This is a genomic window from Prevotella sp. TF12-30 (genome assembly GCF_003436715.1).
Taxonomy (GTDB): Bacteria; Bacteroidota; Bacteroidia; order Bacteroidales; family Bacteroidaceae; genus Prevotella; species Prevotella copri_A.
Map to the genome: position 1 here is coordinate 16,378 of NZ_QSQJ01000021.1, position 23,741 is coordinate 40,118.

General features: G+C 43.1%; 29 protein-coding genes. 20 read left to right on the plus strand and 9 right to left on the minus strand.

Annotated features, from left to right (window positions below; translation table 11 throughout):
* Positions 1-225: 225 nt before the first annotated feature.
* The 8 genes from DXD25_RS09215 to DXD25_RS16495 all read left to right on the plus strand — a co-directional run bounded on the left by DXD25_RS09215 (position 226) and on the right by DXD25_RS16495 (position 4,250).
* Positions 226-705, plus strand: a complete 480-nt coding sequence (locus tag DXD25_RS09215) for a hypothetical protein (protein ID WP_117663137.1) — start codon at positions 226-228, stop codon at positions 703-705.
* Positions 647-1,018, plus strand: a complete 372-nt coding sequence (locus DXD25_RS09220) for a hypothetical protein (protein WP_147327882.1) — start codon at positions 647-649, stop codon at positions 1,016-1,018. Before DXD25_RS09215 ends, DXD25_RS09220 begins: the two co-directional genes overlap by 59 nt.
* 212 nt (positions 1,019-1,230) lie before the next feature.
* Positions 1,231-2,172, plus strand: a complete 942-nt coding sequence (locus DXD25_RS09225) for a hypothetical protein (RefSeq protein WP_147327883.1) — start codon at positions 1,231-1,233, stop codon at positions 2,170-2,172.
* 18 nt (positions 2,173-2,190) lie between these two features.
* On the plus strand, positions 2,191-2,535 hold the full coding sequence (locus DXD25_RS09230; RefSeq protein ID WP_117663143.1) for a hypothetical protein: 345 nt from the start codon (positions 2,191-2,193) through the stop codon (positions 2,533-2,535).
* Positions 2,536-2,564: 29 nt separating this feature from the next.
* Positions 2,565-3,065, plus strand: a complete 501-nt coding sequence (locus DXD25_RS09235; RefSeq protein ID WP_117663145.1) for a hypothetical protein — start codon at positions 2,565-2,567, stop codon at positions 3,063-3,065.
* A 39-nt stretch (positions 3,066-3,104) separates the two neighbouring features.
* On the plus strand, positions 3,105-3,380 hold the full coding sequence (locus DXD25_RS09240) for a hypothetical protein (protein ID WP_147327884.1): 276 nt from the start codon (positions 3,105-3,107) through the stop codon (positions 3,378-3,380).
* Positions 3,381-3,447: 67 nt separating this feature from the next.
* On the plus strand, positions 3,448-3,876 hold the full coding sequence (locus DXD25_RS09245) for a hypothetical protein (protein WP_117663149.1): 429 nt from the start codon (positions 3,448-3,450) through the stop codon (positions 3,874-3,876).
* Complete coding sequence (locus DXD25_RS16495; protein ID WP_147327885.1) at positions 3,873-4,250, plus strand: hypothetical protein; 378 nt, start codon at positions 3,873-3,875, stop codon at positions 4,248-4,250. Before DXD25_RS09245 ends, DXD25_RS16495 begins: the two co-directional genes overlap by 4 nt.
* Before the next feature lie 52 nt (positions 4,251-4,302).
* On the opposite strand, the gene DXD25_RS09250 is transcribed toward DXD25_RS16495, so the two are convergent.
* From DXD25_RS09250 to DXD25_RS09290, 9 genes are all read right to left on the minus strand, one after another.
* Positions 4,303-5,352 (minus strand): P63C domain-containing protein, encoded by a 1,050-nt coding sequence (locus tag DXD25_RS09250; RefSeq protein ID WP_117663151.1) that lies wholly within the window; start codon positions 5,350-5,352, stop codon positions 4,303-4,305.
* Positions 5,353-5,511: 159 nt separating this feature from the next.
* A complete protein-coding gene (locus DXD25_RS09255) occupies positions 5,512-5,706 on the minus strand; it encodes a hypothetical protein (protein WP_117663153.1) in 195 nt (64 codons plus the stop codon).
* Between the two features lie 43 nt (positions 5,707-5,749).
* On the minus strand, positions 5,750-6,742 hold the full coding sequence (locus DXD25_RS09260; protein ID WP_147327886.1) for a hypothetical protein: 993 nt from the start codon (positions 6,740-6,742) through the stop codon (positions 5,750-5,752).
* A 15-nt stretch (positions 6,743-6,757) separates the two neighbouring features.
* Positions 6,758-10,381, minus strand: coding sequence for a CotH kinase family protein (locus DXD25_RS09265; RefSeq protein ID WP_117663157.1), 3,624 nt, complete (start codon positions 10,379-10,381; stop codon positions 6,758-6,760).
* Between the two features lies 1 nt (position 10,382).
* Positions 10,383-11,297: a hypothetical protein gene (locus DXD25_RS09270; RefSeq protein WP_117663159.1), complete on the minus strand. Its 915-nt coding sequence runs from the start codon at positions 11,295-11,297 to the stop codon at positions 10,383-10,385.
* Between the two features lie 81 nt (positions 11,298-11,378).
* Positions 11,379-11,684 carry a hypothetical protein gene (locus DXD25_RS09275; RefSeq protein WP_117663161.1) on the minus strand — a complete coding sequence of 102 codons (306 nt, stop codon included), beginning with the start codon at positions 11,682-11,684 and terminating at the stop codon, positions 11,379-11,381.
* Between the two features lie 22 nt (positions 11,685-11,706).
* A complete protein-coding gene (locus DXD25_RS09280; RefSeq protein ID WP_117663163.1) occupies positions 11,707-13,860 on the minus strand; it encodes a terminase in 2,154 nt (717 codons plus the stop codon).
* Positions 13,845-14,270, minus strand: coding sequence for a rhomboid family intramembrane serine protease (locus DXD25_RS09285; RefSeq protein WP_158556321.1), 426 nt, complete (start codon positions 14,268-14,270; stop codon positions 13,845-13,847). The genes DXD25_RS09280 and DXD25_RS09285 overlap by 16 nt, the downstream gene beginning before the upstream one ends.
* A gap of 2 nt (positions 14,271-14,272) precedes the next feature.
* Positions 14,273-14,728 carry a hypothetical protein gene (locus tag DXD25_RS09290; protein ID WP_147327887.1) on the minus strand — a complete coding sequence of 152 codons (456 nt, stop codon included), beginning with the start codon at positions 14,726-14,728 and terminating at the stop codon, positions 14,273-14,275.
* 142 nt (positions 14,729-14,870) lie between these two features.
* Here DXD25_RS09290 and DXD25_RS09295 point away from each other — a divergent pair, with 142 nt between their 5' ends.
* The 12 genes from DXD25_RS09295 to DXD25_RS09350 all read left to right on the plus strand — a co-directional run bounded on the left by DXD25_RS09295 (position 14,871) and on the right by DXD25_RS09350 (position 23,672).
* Entirely contained in the window at positions 14,871-15,686 is an 816-nt protein-coding gene (locus DXD25_RS09295) for a hypothetical protein (protein WP_117663169.1), read from the plus strand.
* 97 nt (positions 15,687-15,783) lie between these two features.
* The gene (locus DXD25_RS09300) at positions 15,784-17,262 is read left to right on the plus strand and encodes a hypothetical protein (protein ID WP_233522254.1); all 1,479 of its coding nucleotides are present in this window, start codon (positions 15,784-15,786) and stop codon (positions 17,260-17,262) included.
* A gap of 97 nt (positions 17,263-17,359) precedes the next feature.
* Positions 17,360-17,767 carry a hypothetical protein gene (locus DXD25_RS09305; protein ID WP_147327888.1) on the plus strand — a complete coding sequence of 136 codons (408 nt, stop codon included), beginning with the start codon at positions 17,360-17,362 and terminating at the stop codon, positions 17,765-17,767.
* On the plus strand, positions 17,767-18,438 hold the full coding sequence (locus DXD25_RS09310; RefSeq protein WP_117663175.1) for a hypothetical protein: 672 nt from the start codon (positions 17,767-17,769) through the stop codon (positions 18,436-18,438). The genes DXD25_RS09305 and DXD25_RS09310 overlap by 1 nt, the downstream gene beginning before the upstream one ends.
* Before the next feature lie 2 nt (positions 18,439-18,440).
* Complete coding sequence (locus DXD25_RS09315; protein WP_233522255.1) at positions 18,441-20,477, plus strand: hypothetical protein; 2,037 nt, start codon at positions 18,441-18,443, stop codon at positions 20,475-20,477.
* Between the two features lie 30 nt (positions 20,478-20,507).
* Complete coding sequence (locus DXD25_RS09320; RefSeq protein WP_117663177.1) at positions 20,508-20,729, plus strand: hypothetical protein; 222 nt, start codon at positions 20,508-20,510, stop codon at positions 20,727-20,729.
* A 133-nt stretch (positions 20,730-20,862) separates the two neighbouring features.
* Entirely contained in the window at positions 20,863-21,348 is a 486-nt protein-coding gene (locus tag DXD25_RS09325) for a hypothetical protein (RefSeq protein WP_117663179.1), read from the plus strand.
* A 62-nt stretch (positions 21,349-21,410) separates the two neighbouring features.
* Positions 21,411-21,677 carry a hypothetical protein gene (locus tag DXD25_RS09330; protein ID WP_117663181.1) on the plus strand — a complete coding sequence of 89 codons (267 nt, stop codon included), beginning with the start codon at positions 21,411-21,413 and terminating at the stop codon, positions 21,675-21,677.
* A gap of 2 nt (positions 21,678-21,679) precedes the next feature.
* Positions 21,680-22,228, plus strand: a complete 549-nt coding sequence (locus DXD25_RS09335) for a glycoside hydrolase family 19 protein (RefSeq protein ID WP_117663183.1) — start codon at positions 21,680-21,682, stop codon at positions 22,226-22,228.
* A gap of 4 nt (positions 22,229-22,232) precedes the next feature.
* Positions 22,233-22,697 (plus strand): hypothetical protein, encoded by a 465-nt coding sequence (locus tag DXD25_RS09340; protein ID WP_117663185.1) that lies wholly within the window; start codon positions 22,233-22,235, stop codon positions 22,695-22,697.
* Complete coding sequence (locus DXD25_RS09345; protein ID WP_117663187.1) at positions 22,663-23,112, plus strand: hypothetical protein; 450 nt, start codon at positions 22,663-22,665, stop codon at positions 23,110-23,112. Before DXD25_RS09340 ends, DXD25_RS09345 begins: the two co-directional genes overlap by 35 nt.
* A gap of 11 nt (positions 23,113-23,123) precedes the next feature.
* A complete protein-coding gene (locus tag DXD25_RS09350; RefSeq protein ID WP_147327889.1) occupies positions 23,124-23,672 on the plus strand; it encodes a hypothetical protein in 549 nt (182 codons plus the stop codon).
* Positions 23,673-23,741: the final 69 nt, after the last annotated feature.

Consider the following 23,741-nt stretch of genomic DNA (forward strand, 5'->3'; position numbering starts at 1 on the left):
ATTGTCTCTAGGCAAGGAATCTGCTTTCAATCCGGCACAAAACACCCTTGATTTGATAGGAAAAAGTTTCAATCTGAAAGTATTAACAAAGATTATACTTTAAATTCCCTCAAAATAACTTCGTTTTCAAAAAATCCCATTATCTTTGTAGTATCTAAGAACATCTGTTTATCAGATATTTAAATCAACGGTTCAATACCATTAAACTTTAAAAACGAAACGCTTATGGATAAAAATGAAAATGACCAACGTGTCAGTAGAATGTTCGGCGAGATAGTTAAGCTTATCCCCGAACGCAGCAAGATCAAGACAGACTTGCTTTATTTCAAGTATGCGCCTATATTGGTCATGCTTTTCAGATGGTATGGTATATCTCAGTTCTATGACAACAAAATGGAGATAACGCTGTGGTATGAAGAGAACGAGGAACCTATCTGGTTCTTCTACTTCATCACTTACATTCTTTACCCGATTTCTCTTTGGAAAGGTCAGGTGTTGCACCGATTGTGTGTAGAGTGGCGCATTCCGATTTTCTATATTGCAGGAGTCAATGTGATTCACGTCATGTATGATTCCATCGTTATCACGAATCAGATGTACTATTGTGATATGTTCCTAATTACACTCATTTTAATTATATATGCTTATGTCGCAATTAGTAAATTACAGCATCATCGAAGCAGGACTTCGTGCTCTTGCAGATAAGGCACATGAATCAGCAGTAGCCCAAGCAGAAGGCAAGCCTATCCCTTGCGGTCTGTCAGAGAATGATATGGAACTGGTGGTACTCCTTACTGCCATGATGAATGATACCCAAGCCAACAAGGGCTGGTGTGCTCACGAAATGGGGAAGTCTATCTCTTCCTTTGAGAAGTATGTTCACGATGGAAAGATACCTGAGGGCATCCACGACCAGTTCGGTCACGAAAAGAAGTGGAACAAATCGCTCATCAGGTTCTTCGCCAACAAGAAGGCTTTCTTCCGCAAGCAAGCCCGAAAGTATGGCATAAGCATATAGCATCCACTACACATTATTATATATAGGAGAGACCCAATCGCCCCTCCTGTATTTTTACGACCTTTTCCGTAACCATAAATCTTTGCTCATCATATACTTATAGAACCTTTTACGAGTTTATCAATCTCTATCCATATTATTCGTATCTTTGTGCTCGTAACGTTACAAAGTGAGTATCATTTAGTGTTTAACAAAAAAGATTTCAGGATAATATGGAAAGTAAAACGTATGTATTCGGAAACGAAGGCTCAACATCCAACAATGGGATGCTCGGTCTTCTCGCACCCCTTCTCCAGAAGCAGGGTGTTGACCCAAATGTCCTTCTTGCCATGAAGGGAAACAATGGTTTCGGTGGCGAAGGTGGATGGTTTATGTGGGTAATCTTCCTCTTCTTCCTCATGGGCTGGGGTGGTAATGGATTCGGTTTCGGCAATGGTCGTGGTGGTCTTGCCAATGAGATCAACAATGACTATGGTCGTGGTCTCCTGATGGATGCCATCGGTGGCAACCGCAATGCGCTCAGTAACCTTGCCACTCAGCTCAACTGTACTGAGGGGCAGATTCAGAATGCCATTTCTGCCTTGACTTCTCAGGTTCAGAGTGTAGGTAATCAGGTTGGTATGAGCGGTATGCAGACTATCAATGCGCTGCAGCAGGGTAATATGCAGATTGCTCAGCAGATTGCAAACTGCTGCTGCGAGAACCGCTTGGCTATCTGCCAGCAGACTGGAACCTTGCAGAATGCCATCAACAACGTGGCTGTTGGTCAGGAGCGTGGCTTCTCTAACGTGGCTTACGAGACCCAGCGACAGACTTGTGACTTGCACAACGCTATCAAGGAGAGCACTCAGATCATCGTTGACGGACAAAAGCAAGCTGAGTTCAGGGAAATGCAGAACAAGATTGATGCCCTCCGTGAGGAGAACAGCACCTTCAAGTCTTCTGCTATGACCTCTCAGATTGTGGGTCAGGCGGTGGCTCCTATCAATCAGGTATTGGCTGGCTTGCAGAACGAGGTGGCTGGTATCAAGTGTAAGTTGCCTGAGACCGTAACCACTCCTTACAGCCCATTTACTGCGGTTCCTAATTGTGTTGCTTATCAGGCTGGTTTGTATGGACTGAATGCTGCAAACAATGCAGGATTCTGGGGTTAATAAGGAAAGGAGGCTGCTATGTTTTGGTTAAGACCATTTACATGGGTGAATCGTAATGGTTCGGCAGCTATCGCTTCTACGGGCGTGGTGGTGAACACCAACAATGTTGTTTTCTCGTTCAAAAACCATGCCTTCGTGAATGCCAGCTACAGAGGAACGATTTTCGTGAACCTGATGCAGGCTATTCCGACTGGAACGACTGGCACGCTGCCTATCCTTTTCGAGACCAACGGAGCGACACAAGCTGTGAGCAAGTTCAATGGCGAACCATTGACGGTTGCAGATGTGCCGGGTACTGGAGTGGTTCAGCTCTGGTTCGAGCGAGATACTAACACCCTTCAACTTATGACGGGTATTGTTTAACAACAGAATAGATAATAGGAGATTACATTATGTTTCAAGGTTTAAGAACAAATTCTTTATTCTATGTCCTCGACAAGGGCGAGAACCCGAGCTTGCGAATCGGTCAGGTTGTTTCGGTAAGCAACCCTCAGACGAGATACCCTTCTTTCAATAATGGCTTCACTCCTCAACCTATGGAGACTGTGGTTGATGTGAAGGTGAAGATCAATGATGAGGAAGTGGATTTCAAGCAACTTCCAGCTAACGGACAGATAGCCAACGACAAGAATCTTGTGGTAAGCGATAGCAAGGATGCCATGAGTTCCGAGGTCGATGCAATGCTGAGACAATCCAAGGCGATACTGGAGAGCGTAGATTACCACGAGAGAGTCGTAAAATCTTGCGAGGAAATGCTACTGCATCTCAACCCCCAGATAGCCAAGGAGAAGGAACAGACCGAGAAAATCAACAAGTTGGAAGGCAAGGTTTCCGGCATTGAGGGCAAGATTGACAAGATGATGGGATGGCTCCAACAGAGCATCAACAAGTAATCTCCTATCTATTCACTTTAATATCTTATGATTATGGTAATGATTGAGATTACAGAAGATAAGTTCGATGATTTGTATGACAACATCGAGTCTATGCTTGGTTTTGGCAGCAAGGCTATGTCTTGTCTGAAAAAGATGAAGCAGGAGCGTATGGGTGAGCGTATGCCTGATTATCGTGACGATTGGAGAAGAGAGCATGAGGAACGTGAAGAGCGTGAGAACAGACGCAGATTCAACAACGTGAACGATGATTGGAACTACTCGAACCGCTATGGTGAAAGAGGTGGTGGCGGCTACAATGGTGGCGGTCGCTAGTGTTTAACTTGGGAGTTTTGGCACAGACATTTATGTCGTGACCAGACTCCCTTTAATATTCAGCAATATGGGAAAATGCAGAATGCCATTGGATATGTATGACCTCAAACCTGAGGCAATGGTTGCCTATCTCAGATACAATGGCTATCATTTCAGCAAGAAGATGTGTGAGTGGGCGGTGAAGCAGATGTATAAGTACGACCCTTCCTCCAAGCGTGATGTAAGTGTCTCGTTTTGGGATAAGGAGAAGGTGGATGCCCTTCTGCTCGGTCAGGGAATCGAGGTGAAGAATAAGATAGGCTACGACCATGTATATGTGGCGAATATGGCGAGGGCAGACTTCTATAAATCTTCCATCAAGGATGAGGAGCAGCTAGCTCAGTTCATCAAGGATATGGTGGATGATGCCGACCAGAAGGATGGTTTCATCTTCAACAGATTCTATGCCGACTGCTGCCACAACGGAGTGCCTATCCCTTGGGAAGATGTGTTATGATCAGAAGAGTAATACAACTCCCGAAGTACGATTGGAGCATAGTATGTTTCATAGGTTATCAGCCGGATGATGCCGATGAGATATGCTATGCTCTTTCTGATATAGGATGCAGTGGCAATCCATTATCAGAAGCCAAAGAACATCTAACCAAGCAGAGTGCAGACAGAGGTCTTACGTATTCCAACCTTGCCCAACGGAGAAGCGTTCTTGCCATAGGTAAGGGCAATGCCGCAAGTATTATAAATACCATCGGTCACGAACTCCTGCATGTAGTAGCGCATATCTGTGAGCAGGATCATATTGATATGTTTAGCGAGGAGCCTTGCTATATGATGGGGAGTCTGTGCGAGAAGTTCTTCAAACTTATGGGTTAAGCTTTCTGCAAAAGAAAAGAGGCAGTGCTAAGCACCACCCCTATTAAATTTTCTAATCCTCGAAAGCCAAAAACAATTCAACATCAGTTCTCGGGTGTACCTTATCTAGGTTGACTTTAAATTTGTTCCAATCATAATCAGACATTACTACTATTGTATGAATTGATGCAAAATACTCTTTCAGTTTAGGAAGCCCTTCCTCTCTGCTTAGGAATTGATGAAATTTCTTAGAACGATGTCCATTTGCATTCTTTGGATTGAGTTTCTCTAATTCAGGTAGAATAGGAGCTATACGCTCATAGACAATATCTCTAATCCAGTTACCCATAACACCTGGCATCTTTCTAGTACTCTGCCAATCCCAATGTTTCATCTTATAAATATCCATAAAAAACTCATCAGGAAATGTCTTCACCCACTTAGCGGCTTCTTTCATCAAGAATTGATTCAAGAAAGTTTGCAACTTGTCTTTGACATCATCCTTTACCTTATCAAAGCCAGTGGCTTCATCCACCATGGCAATTATACCAAGTCTTGCAAAAGCTCTCATTAGTATTTCACATTGTGCAGCTATAATAGCTTGTCTTGAAGACAGGGTTACGTGCTTTCTAGCTTCCAAGAAAGCATCACAAATATCTGCCAATGTCTCTGCCTTATAGCCATTGATGATACTATTACCATCTGTGCATTTTATCGGCTCTAGTTGGCCTCCATCTAAATACTTAGAAATAAATGGGTTAAGTGTCTTTTGACTAAGATATCTGGTCAACCTTGTTCCTGATGGTTTTACCTCATCCTCATCTATCATACACAATGCTTTTTGCATAGCATTACCAGAGATAACTCTAGTTCCATCACTTAAAACATAGCAAGGAATTTCAATCCCATTTAAATCCAATATTCCCCGAAACTTAACAACTCTATCTTCACTATATAAATCACCGACTTCAACTCCTAGAATGTCTGCCACTTTTTTCATTGTAGCTTTAGAAGTAGTTCCATTTACTATTTTGCTAACTCCTACTTCTGTCATATCTAGTTTTTCGGCAAGTTCCTTTTGGCTCATGCCTTTTTCTTTTAAAAGTTCTTTAATCTTATTCATATTATAATTTGTTTTATTTTGATTACAAAGATAAAACAAATTACTTATTAAACAAAGAAAGAATTAAACTTTTAACTTATTTTAGTAGTGTTTTTATGTATCAAACTGAAATTTCCCACAAAAGTGGAGGGTAAGCCCTTGACCTACCCTCTATCTTATCTACTCATACTTAGGTTCCTCATACACCAAGTTATGCTCATCTACGTAAGCCTTGGCTTCTGGGTATGTGTCAAACTCTACTGCGGTGGCATTTACTGCTGGGAATACCTCAGCATTGTCACCTTCCTCTGTGAGAGGGAACACCATCTTGGTTCCCTCATGTACTACCTTATACTTCTTTGTTAACTTATTCATATCTTGTTTCCTTTCTTTGCTTTAATGTTAAACTTATGATACCTTATGCAGGAGTGATTGAGACCGTATATCCCTTACTCTGCAAAGTCTGTACTGCTGCATCTGATGCTGATGTACGAGTGCCAATCAACGAGATTGTCTTATACCAAATATATTCACCAATAAACTTAGCTTCAAGCGTTGCCATATCGTTGAGGAAAGCATCAATATTATTACACTTACACTTTTCTAATGCTAAGATATTTGTTCTGTTTTTAATACCTGTCCATGTAAATGTGCCAGTATTACTGTTTCCTTGTACCCATAAAACATTATTTGGTAAAACAGATAAATCACCATAAACACTTGTGCCTTTAAATTGTAATTGGTTAGTTTTTGTATTCTTATAAACAGAAATATCACCAGTTACTTTAGTATTCAAAACACTTGGAATATCAGTAAGACCAGTCAATTTACCAAACACAGCAATATCACCTGTTACCTGAGTGTTGGATAAATTTAAATGTACGAGACCCGTCAATTTGCCAAGCACAGCAATATCACCTGTTACCTGAGTGTTGGATAAAAATAATATTTGAAGACCAGTCAATTTGCCAAGCACAGCAATATCACCTGTTACCTGAGTGTTGGATAACATTAGATTTATGATATTTGGAGAATACTTCAGCGATTCTATATCGAAAGAAAGTTTACCTTTAAAATCTTTCCAATATTTTGATAAGGAAGAACCAAAACTTCCCAATGAATATTTTTCAGATACAACAATTTCATAATCACCATTGCTGTAATACACTAATGTTTCAGTATTAGCTGCAATATCCATTACCTTACCTTTATTTTCAGATAAAGTCTCATTCGTAAAATAACCATTACCTATAATGCGAAGATGGGTGTCTTTATTATTTCGTACACTAAATTTTTGTGAATCAGCAGTAGGAGACTCCACCTTGCTAACTTTAATACAGAACTCTCCAATACGTAACAGAGAGTCATTCTGTACAGAGCCATTTAATTTTGTAATCAAACATTTTTCCATAATCATTTCTTTTTATTATTTATAATTCCATAAAACATCGCAAAAATCAATTCTCTTTTCTAGCCACATTTTGATTCTTTCCTTTGAATCATATATTCCGTTTGTATAATAGTTACCATCAGTTGTTGGTGTACTTCCTAAACATTCTTTTACACACTTATAATAGTAGTTATCATACCCACCATTACCATAACAAACAATAGTACCTACACTATAATTTGTTTCTGCATTATATGAATTTATAGATTCCAATTCACTCTTTGATAATGGTATGTATGGTTCCCAATGCTCATCAAGATTTGTCGGCTTTCTATATGATGGAGAATTATTCCATTTAGTTACACTCCTTTTTAATGCATCAGTACCTAATCTGTCAAACCAATCATCAACTATCTTGTTTAGATTCTCTTTAGTTATGATACCTTTGTCTCTAAGAGTTTTATACATAGTCCCAATCTCCTCTGCATACAATGACTTTATTACAAAAAGAGGATTTGTTGAATTAGAATCAAAAATCTCCCTAGACAGCGATGAAGTCCACAATATGCCGTTCCATGCTTTTCCAAGACAAGAATCACAATCATAGATATTATATCCAACCTTTTTGTCATAGATGGTTATCTGAGCATTATTATACCATCCATCCTGATTATAAGTCAATTCACAGAATATGATATATGCTAACAAATTATCAATATCAAAAGATTTCTCTACAATCTTTTTCTTTTCCTCGTTAGTAGATGCAGAGTTCACTTCTGACTTATATGCCTGACACGCTTCTATAATAGCCTTTGTCTTTGCAGTATTTACCATATCCTTATTGTCAGCATTATAATTTACAGATGTGACTTTAAATGTATCAGTGCCAGTTGTTGCAGCATTTAATTTTGAGAATGTGTATTGCTGACCGGCAACAGTATCTGTACCAATAAGCTCTCCCATGTGTGTATCAGCATCATATTCCTCGCCATCTACACAAATAAGTTTTTTAGGATTACGTATTTCTGCACTTATCCAATTAAAACTATCTCCATTAAACATACCTCCAACATTATCTATCAGAATGCTGGTGTAGTCTTTTTTGTTCATGGAATAATTTTTCCTGTTCTTTTTAAGAGACCATATAAAGAGACCATAATACTCACCATTCAGATACACTTCGCAAGGAAATTGTGAAGGCATACATTTGGCTTGTGAAAAATCGTTGTCCATATCACCAGTTCCACATATGAGAACATTATCTGAACTTATGTGAAATCTGTTTGAACGTACATTAAGGAATGACGTGATTTGCTCACCAATTTCATAGCAAATTGGCTGTGTTGACTTTAATGAATCCTTGTAGAAGGCTTTAAGATGAAAACCATCCTGTGCTACCCAATCACCGAACTTTATTTCAAACTCATTACCACCCCAATCATCTGAAAACAAATCTATAGCACAAGATTTCATAGGGTCATGCATTGTGCTAGCACCTTGTGCATTAAGATATGCTTTTATCTTAAAATAGTTTCCTGCAAAATCAAAGAACTCAATATAAGCCTTATCATTAACCAACTTTTTGCTAGGCATTTGATTAACACCAGTAATGTTAATTACTGCTTTAGTGGGAATTGGTAATTCAAGAGCAGAATCATGCTTGTCATACCAGTCACTCCAGTCTGTTTTACCTTTAGTGTCAAAGCCATTTGCTTTGAGAGCATCTTGGATATTATTCACACTATTCCCTTGAAGATTGAGATTTGACACATCAAGGTTAGTAACTTCCATATCATGCTCATGTTTTTTTCCCCTTGAATCACGCCATGACATTACCTTATTTTCTGCATCAGTTGTAATCTCAGTCCTTCCCTCAGGGTCTTCAATATGAGAAAACTCTTCTGGGATAGTTTCAGATTTGGCATTATGGATATAATGACTACCATCATTGTTAGTAACAGACAGAATCTTTCCGTCTGCATCTTTCTCTACTGCAAGATACTCAGGATTCTCCTGTAAAGAGAAAACATCAAGGAGTTCTTTGAGATTGGTATCTATTGTACCTACCTTCTCCTGTAATGATGTAAAGTCTGATTGAAGCTGAGAGATAACTTGCTTCAAGGCATTGACAGCATGGATTTCTCCAATGATTTGTCCGTCTCTTCTGATACCAAGGAGCACATGGTTTGAAGCATCCTTCCAAAGAGCGAAGAACTCTTCATTCTGTTCAACGTGATACATTTCATTGAGAGGATAATAAGGCTTGCCAGTTGCTCTGTAGAAACCAAACAGAACCTTATCATCTGAATCCACTATAGCTTTGATAAACTCCTCATTTTCGATTACTCTAAAGTACTCCTTTACTTCATCTTCAATGAGAGACTTTCCTTCTTCCTTGTCAACCTTACCTTCCTGCAATGCAGTGATGCTTGCAGACAATTCTTCTTTGGCAGCATTAATAGATCCAAGAATATCTGTCTTATCCTGCTGGCACTGGTTGATAATTTCCTGTAACTTGGCTCTGATTGGTGCAGGAATACCCTTGCCCCATTCAATGGAACCATCAAGCTGAATACCAAAAATGAAGTGGTATTCTGCATCTACAATTACCTTGATGAACTCTGGAGATTCAATTTCACGGAATGGAAGTGCAAACTGGGAAACTACCTTGTCCTTTGAATCACCAAACTCTTGGGCAATATTTTCCTTGTTGAATTTCTTTCTTGCAAGTTCATCAATAGCTCCCTGTGCTGTTACAGAATCAAGACCACTCTCTGTGTTCTCGTATGTTACTGCTGTGGCTTGGCTTGCACCACCACTTGCGGAAATGCCCTTGATGGCTTCCTCCATCTGAGTGCTGCGAGTCTGCAACAAAGAAATGTCACCATCGTTGGCAGTGATTTGCTGCTGCTTATCGTTAATCTGAGACTGGAGGTCTGTGTCCTTCTCTTTCAGTTGCTTGACAGACTTATCTACATCTTGGATCATCTGACTTAAATCCTCAGGAAGACCAGTGGCGGCTTGGATGGTTTTGCGAAGCTCTGGATCAAACTTCTCGATGCCAAGCGTATCGTCTGCTACCTTTTCATTTGTGACTGAGCCGTCTTTGATTTTTTCCGTAGTTACAGATCCGTTGGCGAAATGTTTGGTCTCCAAGGATGCCTCACGAACTACCCTGCCATCAACCGACTGGTTGCCAAGTTTCGGGTTTGTAATAGCTCTCTCCTCTACCTTCTCAGTTGTTACAGCCCGGTCGTTGAGCTTCTCGGTGATGATTGCCTTATCCTTAACCTTATCGTAGGTGACTGCCTCAGGAGAAAGTTTGGAGTTATCAACTGCGCCATCATTCAACTTATCCGTGGTTACTGCCTTGTTGTTGATTTTTTCGGTCTCTACGGATGAGTCGGCAAGTTTGGAGGTGGTGATGTTTGCATCTGCTACCTTGTCGGTGGTGACGGATGCTGCATCCAGTTTCTCTGTAGTAACGGCTTTGTCGGCAATCTGTGTAGTTCCGAGTTGGTCGGTCTTGTTGACCTTCTCGTCAAGAATCTCCTTGGTGGATTTGCCCGAACTCTCATCCTTCACATACTTAGTGTATGTCAAGGTCTCATCGGCTCTTCCACTTACGAGCGTGTTGTTGAATTTTACTTCTTCTGCCATATTATTTTAATTTAGCGTTATATGTATATTCTCCTGCTTTCAACTCATCTGACCAATAATAGTATATATCTCCTACTTTAGTAGAGTTGAGATTTGCCGTGAATCCTGACTGAGTGAAGACAACAGGAACACGGCTGGCAAACCAGATATATGGCTTGTCCTTGGTGGTAGTGATGGTGATAGACTTATCAACCATGTCACCCACAACCTTGGTGAGGTCTTCTATGTTGAACTGGCACATATTCTTGGCAGCGGTTGATCCGTAATAGTAGATATTATCATCGCCATTCGCCATGATGCTTACGTAGCCTGATACGGCTGGAATCTCAATCTTGCCATCCTTGTAAGCATCTCTTGTGATGTCGGCTCCATCCATGATTACTTTCACCAAACCGATATTGAATCCTTCGGCAGGAGTAAGAGTTGCTTCAAATTTCTCACCCAACTTCAATGTAGCAGGAGTAGAGGAGAGGGTAACATCATCCAAGGAATAGACGAATGTACAATCAGACTGATTCTTGGTGACCATATAATATCGAAGGTCGAACATTCCAACCGTCTCACCTTGGAAGACTCCTACTGGAACTTTCACCCTTTGATTGGTCTCTATGATCTGCAAGATGTTTCGCTCCACACTCTTCATCGCATAACCCTCATAAGTCCACGAAACGGCTACATTGTAGTTTCCGATTTCCAAGGTGGATGGAATATTGCATACCAGCACATTATGCTCGATGCCACCGATAGAAGTAGGAACGATGATGGAATCATCGAAGCAGCATTGTAGTTCCACCTTGATATCGGATGCTTGTGTCATATCGAAGTCAACCAAACGATTGAACTCCTTGGACATTTCCATCTTCCGCACCAAGATATGAAGCTTGAAAGCATTTCCTTGTACTATTTTATAAATCATATTTTGATACACATTATTAATAATAGCGCAAAGATAGGCAGAATTTTCTCTACCTATCTCTTATCCATTAACTTTTGGGCATTAAATCAAGCCCTTCCATCTGAGGAACTTGCGCTTGCGGATGCGCTTTCCTCTCTCGCTCTTGCAGTTGGTATGATAGACACAATCACGGAAGAGGTCTCTCGACTTCATATCCTTATCTACCAGTTTGGTCTTCTTGAAAGCCTCGAAGAGGGGGCGGTTCATAATCATCAGGTTGCCCTTCTCCGTAGGTAGGACAAAGTAGATTTCACCCTTGTTCTTCTTGGCTGCATAGTCTGCCTTAGCCGTAGCTTGGCGGTACATAATCTCGCATTTGATGCGCTTGAAAATCTTAGTAATCTTCATAATCGTATAATTAAAGTTGAAACTATATGATGGTTGCTGCCGAAACAGAAACCTTTTTTCTCATTACCCTAGTCTGATACAGAACCATCTTAGGCATTTTCATTTCATTGAAGCAGATATGGAGTCCAATAGCTCTTGTCATGAGCAAATCATCGTGCTTGCCATCAATGGCTCCGTATGCTCCATTCTTCTTGCGCTCGTAGGTAAGGAACTCGTTCAGGCATCGCTGGTCTCGTTCAACGTATAGATGCTCTCTGACTACCTGAACCAGTACAGAGATAACCATTGGCTTGGTTGCTACATTGGTATGGAATCCGTACTTGCGTGGAACACCTTCCTTAATGTCTGCTTCACTCTGTTTGCGTGCATAGAGATTGTCATATACATCCTTGATTTGATTCAGGATGAACTCAGACTGATCACCACCTTCCAAGATATGTTCCTTGTCTTTCGTCTCCAAGGTGTTGGATTCAATCACCAAGAGGGCATTATCATAGAACTTGGCTATCTGTGCTGCTTTCCAAGCCAGCAAGTCCATATCAATATGCCCATACCATTGGGCTACCACATACGGCTTGCCACCTTCCATCATCCAGTATCGGTCAAAGACACAGATAACAGACCAGTCAGCCTTACTACCTCTACCACCAATATCCACTACAACCAAATATCGGTTGGTCACCTTGCAATCGTCAAAGTACTCCGGCTTGCTCCATATCCACAACTGCCCAGTCTTGTCTTCCGTGAATCGCACGTTCTGTAGGCACTTCTTGCCCTTGTAACCATCACCATAAACATCACCGATAAACTTAGGTGATCGGCAACCTTTCTTGAACTGGTCAACCTTCTCCTCAGCAAATACCTTGGCTCCTGAGTGCTTGAATGCCTCAACTGGGTCAGATGGGAATCCGCTAGCCATATCTCCATGGTCTGTGAACTTCTTGCGCTCCACAATATACCAGTTGATGGCTTCCAAAGGTGCTCCCATCTGCCACAATTTCCAAAGGTATGTACCCGGCTCATCACGGTTAGACATTGTGTTGGTGTTGTTGCGGTTGTCGTATAACCATTTGGCAAACTCCTCCTTCTTTTTCTTGCTTTCAAAGTCAAGATGGTAGAGGTCGTAAATCTCAAACCAAGGAACGAAGAACGGCTCAAATACTGATTCACCTTTCTCTGCTGCCAGCCATTCCTGATGGAAGAAGTTGCCAGTACCATTGGCGGTTGACTCATATACAATCATGGTGTATGGTCTGTAGAGCACACCATTGGTTGCATTCTGAACAACTTGCTCAGGAGACTTGCCTTCTGTCTTCTCCCACAATCCTACCTCAGAACAATGGATGAGGTTGTAATCTTCACCATTGGCGGAAGTCGGATTCTGCATAGAACCTACCTTGATTTTGCAGAATCGCTGAGGAACCTTCTTCACGTTGCCGGATGTACCAAATCCTACAAACTTAGGCTCGTTCTCAGAATAGGCTTCTCCCATTTCGTGCAGGAACTTGGTCGGAAATTCCTTCAACGCTTCATCAAACATTCCTCGGATGGTTTCTGCCGTGTCCTTGACCTGAGCGATGATGAGCGAGTTGAGACCCTTCTGCCACATAATTTGCAGCCAAAGGAAGTACATCTGAATGACCGTTGAACCTCCCCATTGTCGGGCTTTCAGCAGGATGAGTCGGATAGGGCGGTTCTTCTTTCTTCTCTCTTCCAGCCACCTGAGCAGTCTGCGCTGCGGTCTTCTCAGCACAAAGCGGAAGGGGAGACCTCCACCTTTCGGCTTGATATAGATGAACATGGCGAAGAAGAAGAAGGGGTCGTGCTTCATCCTGATTCGGGTGAACTGCTCCACCAGTTGCTCCATTTCCTCTTCAAGGTTGTATGGCTCATCCATATCCGCATGCAGTTCCTCGATCACCGCCTTGCAGCTACCCAGTTCCAGCAGCATCTTGATGAGCGGAATCTTCTTCATGCTCATCGGGAGGTGCTGCTTCTGAATCGGGAAGTCAGGCAGGAAGAGCAGGAATCGCTTATCTCCACAACCCTCACCCTTGATCGGGCTGAAAGGAGTGTTGATTTCCTTGATGCGCTTCTCATTCTCAGTCAGGATGCTCAATACATGTTTGTCTAGTGCATCTGTCAGCTTGGTTCCTATGGCTACTTGTCTTGGCATATCGGAGAATTAAGATACCCCCACAACAGACCGACTACATAGCAATAGATGTGGATGCCCACTGCCATGCAAGGAATGAAAAATCCTACACATATATACGTGAGAATGATGATGTTGTATCTCACCTTCTTCTCTACGAATGGGGCGATATATCCCATATAGGCATATACGATACCGCTGAGACCGATGATGGGTACGCTAGAACTGGGGTAATAGCTTACGGCTATGAGATAGAACACCACCATATCTACGATGCCGCAAGGTCTGGCTTTCAGGCATTGGTGCAGCACCCAAATGTTGATGGCAGCATGGAAGACGTTCTGATGGAAGAACGGGTAGGTAAGTCGGTTCAGCATAGAGCAACCTTCATAGAGACCCATTCCATCATATCCAAGGAATGTGATACACATTATTATAATGTACCCAGCATAAAGCGCAATCTTTTCTTTCTTAATTCGTAACATCTTTCCTTCTCCTCCTTTCTCACCTTGTGAAGAATCACGTGTATGGATTTCGGAGAAAGATAGAAACTGGGAGCCTCCTGATTGCACACGTAACTAATGGCATCCAACTTGGTGATAGAAGGATGCTGCTTGGTATAAGCTATAAATCTGCGGTATATTTCCTGAAACATTTCTCTCTTGGTAGGGTTCATGTTATTCAAGGATTTCCCTTTGATCATCGTCAGAATAACATTGTAAGCCCTGATATCCGAGACCCAAAAACGCTTGCTTGAAGATTGCAGTAATCTCTGCTCAATCTCCAAGAGGCTGATATTGTCTCTTACTGATATGATTTCCTTGTAAGCTCTCAATATGTCAGCGTTTCGCTCTTGTGTAAAGTCACATCGTGATCCTTTATGTTTCATTTTCTTATGATGCAAAGTTACAAAAAAGTATTGAAACAACCAAATTATTCATATACGATTAATTAAAGTTAACGGATAAGATTAATTATAGGCGGAAAAGCATTACTTTTGGGCATTGATTTATAAATTAATACATATATATATGCCTGATAATACAAATACGGAACAGAATGCTGGTGCTGCTGCACAGCAAGCTACGAAGACCAAGAGAGACTTGGCTTTGGAGCGTTTGAAGACTCGTCACCCCGATACCGAGTATGCGGATGATGAAGCTATCTATGGTGCTATCAATGATGATTATGATGCCGATCAGAAGTCTTTGCAAGGTTACAAGGATAACGAGAAGGCGATGGCTGACTGGATGGGAAGTGACCCTGCAGCGGCTACCTTCCTGCAGGCGATGAAGGCTGGCAAGAGTCCTTATGCAGAATTGATTCGTACCCACGGAGAGGATGCTATCGACTACTACTCTGATCCTGATAATGCTGACGAGATTGCCAATGCTCAGTCTGAGTTCTTGAAGAATGCGTCTGATGGCAAGAAATTGCAGGAGGAGTATGACAAGAATATGCCAGCCAGCTATGCGGTCTTCGACAAGTTGGAGAAGAAGTATGGCGAGGAAGCGGTGAACGAAGCTATCGACCAGTGCTTCCAGACGATGAACAATGTGGTGAAAGGTATCTTCACAGAGGATATGATTACTGCATTCATCAAGGCAAAGAATCACGATACCGATGTAGCTGATGCTGCTCATGAAGGTGAGGTGCGTGGTAAGAACACCAAGCACATGAAGAACTTGGAACTGCGCAAGAAGGGCGATGGTACTGCCGACCTGGACTCAGCGAATGCCGAGACCAAGAAGACCGACAACCAGCCGGAATTTGGTGCGCTTGGCAGGGTTACCCGAAGAGGAAACATCTGGGAACGTGGAAACGAGAAGCGAACACGCATCCGATAAGATAGAGTTAGATTTATATAATGTTTAATTAATATTTAGGATAATGAAAGTAACAAAAAGTACATTTAATCGACTGTTCTCCATTTTTATTATGGTGATGGCAGTTATTTTTGGTGTCAATGGTCAGGTGCTGATGGCTGAGGCAACTCTCCCTGATGGCGGTACTTCTGAGAGTGGTCACCCTGCGGAAGCAGGCGGTGCTCCTGCTGCTGGCGAAGCTGGCAATGGTGGTGCGGCTCGTCAGAGTGAGGGTATCGCTAACGAAACCAAGGGTCGTGAGCACTTCAACGAGAAGGGTATTGAGTTTTACAACAATGACATCAACGAGAAGATTATCAAGATTCGCCCGATGGCAACACCAGTGGATCAGATTTCCCGTTATGCCACAACCAAGTCGGCAAGCTCCTTTGTTGTTGAGTATTGGAGTATCGGTACTCGTCCTATCCGAACCACAGTAAAAGAGAATACTGAGGCAAGTACTGGTACATCTATGGTATTGAAGGTAGAAGACCCTGAAATGTTTACGCTTGATGATACCATCCGAGTGGTTGGTGTGAAGGCTGTCACTAACTATAAGGGTGTCGCTTATTCAACCATTACTGATGCTCCTACTCCTGATTTGGTGCTCTGTGTGTGCGGTAAGGACACAGAAGGCTATCCTATCGTGTATGCCATTAATGGTAACATGGTCAGCAAACAGCCTATCGGTGTTCCTGCCTTGAAGCAGGGTCAGAAGTTGATTCGTATGGCAAAGAGCTGCGGTGAGCTGGATGTACAGACTGGTCGTTTCAACAACCTTCCTGATTCTGATATTCAGTACTGCCAGAACTTCATGATTCAGGTTGAGCAGAGTACCTTCAATAAGATTGCTGACAAGCGAGTGGATTGGGATTTCTCAGACATCGAGGAGGATAGCATCTATGATATGCGACTTGCCATGGAGGGTTCTTATCTCTTCGGTGATATGGCTTGCATCAAGCATACTACAAAGGATAATTCAGCTCAGTGGTTTACCAAGGGTATCTGGTGGATGGCTGGCAAGGATATTGAGGTAGGTCATATTGCTACTGCCGATGAGATCAAGAAGGGCTACACCAAGAATGAGCGAGTTATCACAGACTTGGAGCTGGTAGATATTTCCAAGGATATGTTTGTCGGTACTGGTATCGGCAACAAGCGCAAGGTGGTTATCGCTGGCTCAGACTTCGTCCGTGCATTCAGTAAGATTGATTCAGACAAGTTCCGCTTGAAGGACACCGTTGAGGTATGGAACTTGAAGTTCAAGAGTTGGGAGACAGATTTCGGTGAGGTATTGATGATTCACTCAGAGTTGTTCGACCTCTTCGGTATGAGTGACTGCGGCTTCGCTCTTGATCCTGAGTTCTTGGTGAAGCGAGTACACTTGTCTTGGACTCGTAACGTTCTCGACTTGAAGAAGGCTGGAATCCGTAACACCGATGCAGTAGTTATTCAGGAGGTTGCTTGTCTGTACTTGAAGTACCCTAAGGCACATGCTCGTATGCGACTTGCCAAGGTTCCTACATCTGAGGCAGAAGAGACCAAGGCTGCTGCTTAATGCAGGGCAAATTCGGCAAATTATTCATTAAATAGAGAGGGGTGTGGGCACTAGCCCCATCCCTTTTTTCATAACACATATATAATAAGGTATAATCATGTATAAGAAATATCAAGCTGGTACGGATTTGTCGTTCAGCGTTATGGTTGGTAACGAACGAGTGAGAGTTGTCTTCGAGGGCAAGACTATGGGTTGCAGTATCTATGGCACAAGAGACGAGAATTTGCAGAAGGCTATCGAGTCTCATTATTGGTTCAAAGACAAGTTCTTCTTGGTGGAAGCCGTTGACGAGAAGAAGGAAGCTGCCGAAGCCAAGAAGAGAGCGGCTGCCAAGACCAAGAAGAAGGCGGCTGAGGAGAAGAAGACCCATATCGTGACAGACTTTGAGGATGCCAGAGACTATCTGGCTGAGACCTTCGGTGTGAGCCGTTCGAAGTTGAAGACCAAGGAGGACATCTTGTCTATTGCCAAGGAAAAGGGTGTTGAACTAGAAGGACTTGAATAATGAAGAAGTATGCTGTATCTGATTTGGTGAAAGAAGTGAAGGTGCTCTTGGATAGAAACCAAGAGTCTTCCGGCTTGCTGACTCCCGATGATACTGATACGCTCTCTCAGGCAGAACTTATCAAGAGTAAAATCGTAGATGCAGCAAGTATCATTCTTTCTGATGCGCCAGTAGATATGGTGGATGGAATCAAGCTAGACAACATCAGAGTATCTTGGGCATCGAAGAACAATGCTTATGTCGGTACGGTCTATATGCCAGCCGATATGATCAGGCTGCTCAGTGTAAGAGCCAGCGACTGGAACCGCAATGCAGAAATCATCACCGAGAATGATGAAGCCTACAAGTATCAGGGCTGCAAATATGGAGTGAGGGGAAATCCTGACCGACCTATTGCGGCTATCATCCATACCAATGGCGGTAGATACCTAGAGCTATATACGAGCAAATCGAATAGCGTGACGGTTGACTTCACCTATGTGGCTCAGCCGGAAATCATCACGGAAAGCAGTGGTGCAGAGTATATCAATCTACAGAGCAACCTGAAAGGTGCTATCCTCTATATGGCTGGCTATCTTACTTGCGTGAGTATGGGAGATACCGATACTGCGGCTGGGTTATTGGGTGTAGCCAGAAAACTGGCGCATATTGTTGAACCAACAACATCGTAATCATGGCAAAGAAGAAAGAAAAAGCAAAGTTGTTGTCGCTGAGCAAGGTGGTGGACAGAGAGGAACTGGACAGCGTAAAAGCTTCCAAGAACCGATTCGACAAGCCATACGAGCGTGCCTTCTCCATCCTGCTGGAAGCACAACGATACTATAACAATATGGATAACTTCCGAAAGCGTAGGGAGAGAAACAAGCGGTACTGCTATGGAGACCAGTGGGGAGACCTCATTGAAATCGAGAATCGGTGCGGCTTTACCAAGCGTATCAAAGAGGAAGACTATATCCGTGAGCAGGGTAGTGAGCCGTTGAAGAACAACCTGATCCGAAGGCTGGTGAAGAATGTGCTGGGTGTGTATCGCTCCCAAAGCAAGGAACCTACCTGCAATGCGAGGGATAAGGATGAAAAGCGGTATGGCGAAACGATGAGTGTGGTGCTGCAATGCAACCGACAACTGAACCGAGAGACGGAAATGGATGCCCGAACGATGGAGGAGTTCCTGATCAGCGGTGCGGCTATCTATAAGAAAAAGTATGGATGGCGAAGGGGAAGGTTGGATTGCTGGACAGACTATGTGAATCCGAACAATTTCTTCATAGATAACAATATGAGGGATTTCCGTGGCTGGGATGTTAGCTGCTTGGGCGAGGTTCACGACATTACCATCGGCAATGTTCTGAGAGAATTTGCCAAAACTCCTGCCGAAGCAAGGAAGTTGAAGGAGATTTACCGACTGGCTGCTGACCGAGACTTCGTGATAGCTGACTGCACCCAGCGTTTCGGAGAGTTTGATCCGAAGACCATCGACTTCATGAATCCTGCCAATCCTTCACTCTGCCGAGTGATTGAGGTATGGCGCAAGGAGAGTAAGCCACGCTATCGCTGCCACGACTATAACAATGGTGACGATTTCAAGATTGACATTGAAGATTGTGATGAGATTGTAGATGCAGAGAATAGAGACAGAATAAGGAGAGGTATGGCTGCTGGCATGATGGAAGAGGATATTCCTCAGATAGAAGCCGAGTGGTTTATGGATGATTACTGGCACTTCTACTATCTTTCTCCTTTCGGTGATATTCTTAGAGAAGGTGAGACTCCTTATGCCCACGGAGAGCATCCATACTGCTTCAAGTTCTATCCGTTTATTGATGGCGAGATTCATAGCTTCGTGGAAGATGTGATTGACCAGCAGAGATATGTGAACAGGCTGATCACGATGTACGACTTCATTATGAGGGCGAGTGCCAAGGGTGTACTGCTCTGTCCTGAGGATTGTCTGCCGGATGATATGAGCTGGGATGATTTCTGTGACGAGTGGAGTAGATTCAACGGAGTGGTAAGATACAAGCCGAACAATAGCGGTCAGGTTCCTCAGCAAGTAGCCAATAACTCAACGAACATCGGTATCGGTGACTTGCTCAACTATCAGTTGAAGTTCTTCGAGGATATATCGGGTGTGAATGGTGCGCTGCAGGGTAAACCAGGAGTGTCGGGTACGAGTGGTTCACTCTATGCCCAGCAGACACAGAATGCCACCATGTCGCTGCTTGACATCTTGGAGAGTTTCAGCCAGTTTATCATTGATGGTGCTTACAAGACGGTGAAGAATATGCAGCAGTTCTATGATGTGGCTCGCAACTTCAACATCGTTGGCAGGGCAGGACAGATTGTTCGCTATGATCCGAAGAAGATTCGTGATGTAGAGTTTGACATCAATATCACCGAGAGTACGGCTACTCCTGTATATCGTCAGATGGCAAACGACTTCCTGATGCAGTTGTGGCAAGCTCAGGCTATCACCTTGGAGCAGTTGTTGCAGGTAGGTGATTTCCCATTCGGTGACGAACTTCTGCAGTCGGTATCATCCCAGCAGGAGGCAATCAAGAATGGCGAGACTCCACAAGGATTCTCTCCTCAACTGCAAGAGCAAGTGGATCAGGCATCCCAGAGCAATCCGAAGGCTCAGGCGATGCTGCAGCAGATGATGAGCGGTCAGGGTGTGCAGCCTAGCGAGCAGTATGCACCGCTTTCGGCATAGTGATTAGTTATTAATGTTTAGTGTTAAGATATGATAGCAGACAAGGAAAACGAAAAGAAATGGTATGGCAATGGCAAGGACAATGCCGACCAAGGCAGCAATGCCAACAAAGGTATTGCTACGGAGACCCAAGGCAGGGAAGACAATCCCGACCTTTACGAGAATGACGTACTGGGCAAGGTGGCGAAGCGCAAGAAGAACGACATCTGGTCGAGGGGTGGCGAGAAGAGAACTAAATTCAAGGACGAATAAAGAAAGGAGGTGTTTTATCGTAACTGTATTCTTCTGATATTCAGATGGCTACAGAAATCTTTGGGAGTTTATGGTGCTCAGCGCAAGATATATGTATCTTTGCAGCATCATAAACTCTTAATTTTTATATATTATGGATTTTGTAGATTTCGTTGATAAGTATCAGCAGGATATGACTCCTGAACAGATGTTGAGTATAGCCAAGGCTATGGGTAAGTATCTCTCATATAAGTTGAGCGATGTAGAGGTACATCATCTTTGTGCGATGGTGTATGGTGTATTAAGCGAAGGGCATTTTGACAAGCACTTTGCTGATGATGCCATCAAGAAAATGTGGTACGAGGATGAGGATGGAACCAAGCACATGGCTCCTTTCTTTACGGACGAGGAGATAAAGGAAGCCTTTGACCAGCATAAGGATGATATTTCCGACTACAACATCTTTGACTTGGCGGTTACGATGAATCTGCTCAGAAGCGACCATCATAAGCTGCTGAAACAATATAGCAAGGATGAGGAGGAATTGAAGGAAATGGTGGTGATGATGGCTATTGAATACCTTCAAGACCCTGACTGCTTGCATCCTACAAGCAAGATATGGCACAACATTAACGGATAAGATAATAGTTACGGGAACATATCTTATCTTTGCATATTATTAATAATATATAAAGATAAGATATGACTCCAAACGTGCGTGAAGGTTTGCAATATGGTGCAGCTATTGGAATGTTAGCGAGTGGTGTTGTCCTCACCTTCCTATCATTCTTTCTCAATAATTATGTAGTTTCGGATGGTGTACTCTGGTACGTCAGCCAGACGTTGGTTTACTCTGGAGCGATATTCGGGGTAAACGTTTATTTTAAGACTAAGTTGGGCAACTTTGAGAGTATGGTGAAGAACGAACTCGCAAATATGCAGAAACAACAAGTGAAGGAGGGCAAGTAACTATGAAGGTAACAAGAAAACAGATTTTAGAGATTATGCCAAATGCCAAGGATAAGGTGGATGCTTTCTTGCCTTACATCAACGGCTATGCCGAGGTTTTCCATATTGATACACCGAAGCGAATGGCACATTTCTTGGCTCAGATAGCCCACGAAACCAGCGAGCTGAGATATACCAAGGAGGTGGGCAACAAGGCTTACTTCCACAAGTATGATGAGGGCAAGTTGAAGAATATGCTAGGCAACCTGAAAGATGGCGATGGCTACAAGTATAGGGGCAGGGGCTTGATTCAGATTACGGGCAGAGCCAACTATCAGGCTTACCAGAAGAGCAAGTACTGCAGAGGTGACATCATGGAGCATCCCGAACTGCTGGAGCAGCCATTGGGTGCAACCAAGAGTGCGATGTGGTGGTGGTGGAAGCACGGCTTGAATGAGCTGGCTGATAGTGATAGCTTCCTAGCAATCACCAAGACCATCAATGGCGGCACCTACGGCTTGGAGCACAGACGAACATTCTTGAAGAGAGCTAAGGCTGCATTAAAAGTATAGGCTTATGAAGAAGTGGTATGATTCAGATGTATGGCAGTTGCTGATCTACATTTTGGCTATGCTGCTGGTAGCATTTCTTATGTCGGGATGTAAGACTTCCTACGTCCCGATGGAGAAATTCGTATATCGTGACGTAGTAAAATGCGATACCCTGCACACTTCTGACAGCATTTTCGTGCACGATTCGGTATCAAGTTCACAGAAGGGAGATACCCTGTTCGTTGACCGATGGCACAAGAAGGTGGTTATGAAGACCCAGTATAAGGTAAGGGTGGATTCCTTCATCCGAAGAGACTCCATCCCAGTACCCTATCCAGTAGAGAAGCAGCTATCCAAGTGGGAGCAGTTTCAGTTGAAGTATGCGATGTGGTCGATGGGAGCGATGTGCGCCCTGCTCATCATTTTAGGTTTAATCATCTATAGGAAACACAAGAATGGCAAATTTATCAATTTCAATTACAAAAAGTAGCATCTATGAGGAGGTGGCGAAGACTACCGCTTACATCGGTGGCAAGAACTTGGATGCAAACGGCAAGAGTCTGTATGATCAAGTGTTTGTGACGGATGCAGATAGGGAAATGCTGGAAGGCTTTTGGAATGATGCCATCAATGACGTTTCCGTAGCCTTGGAGAGCGTTCTTGCTACAGAGAAGAGTGATTCGGGAGAAGAGGAAATCTTCGGACTGAGAGTAAGCTCTCTTTTTAAGGAGTCATTGGTGAAGACTTTGGAAACTACAGCTTTCAGCTATGTAGTAAATAAGATTGTAGCAGATTGGTGCTTAGTAGTTTCTAGGGATAAGGCAGAAGATTATCTCAGCAAGGCAAACGCTTTGCTGGTGAAGATGGATGCCATTCTCTATATGCGTAAAAGACCAACAAGATAGGATGGTAGGATATGAAACATTGCAATAAGGGATATAAAGTGATGATAGAGTTGGAAAAGAAGGAGTTGATATACGACATCAAGAATACGGCTTTTTCTTTTTCTGACTCTTATGCCAGTCAGAAAGATATGGATGCCAAGCAGTTGAAAAATGTGTTTGACGTATCTGAGGAAGGCAACCGTGATAAACTGGCTAGAATATTGGATTCAGCCGTAGAGGATTGCAGGGAAATGCTTTTCCGCTTTACCAAGGTAGAAATGTATTGTGGCGGCTTTGACTCGAACGAGTGGGCAGAGTGCATCGGTTCTCCTACCAATGAGGAGGAAGCCTACTATCTGGCTCTGAGAATGCCAAAGGGATTCTCTTCTACGAGTGTACATACCATGACCGTGTATATTCACGACTATATCGTGAATCAGGCATTATACGAATGGTTGATGGTGGTCTATCCCGAAGGTGCAGACAGATTCTGGGCACTGGCGGAAGAGAAGAAGGAAAAAATAAAGAATGCAAGTAATCGCTCTGCTGTAAGGGCGAGAATCAGGCTTCATCCTTTCTAGACTTATGGTTAACGAAAAAGCAAGGGCAGCTATCTTCACAGACGGCTGCCCTTTTTGTTTTAATATAAA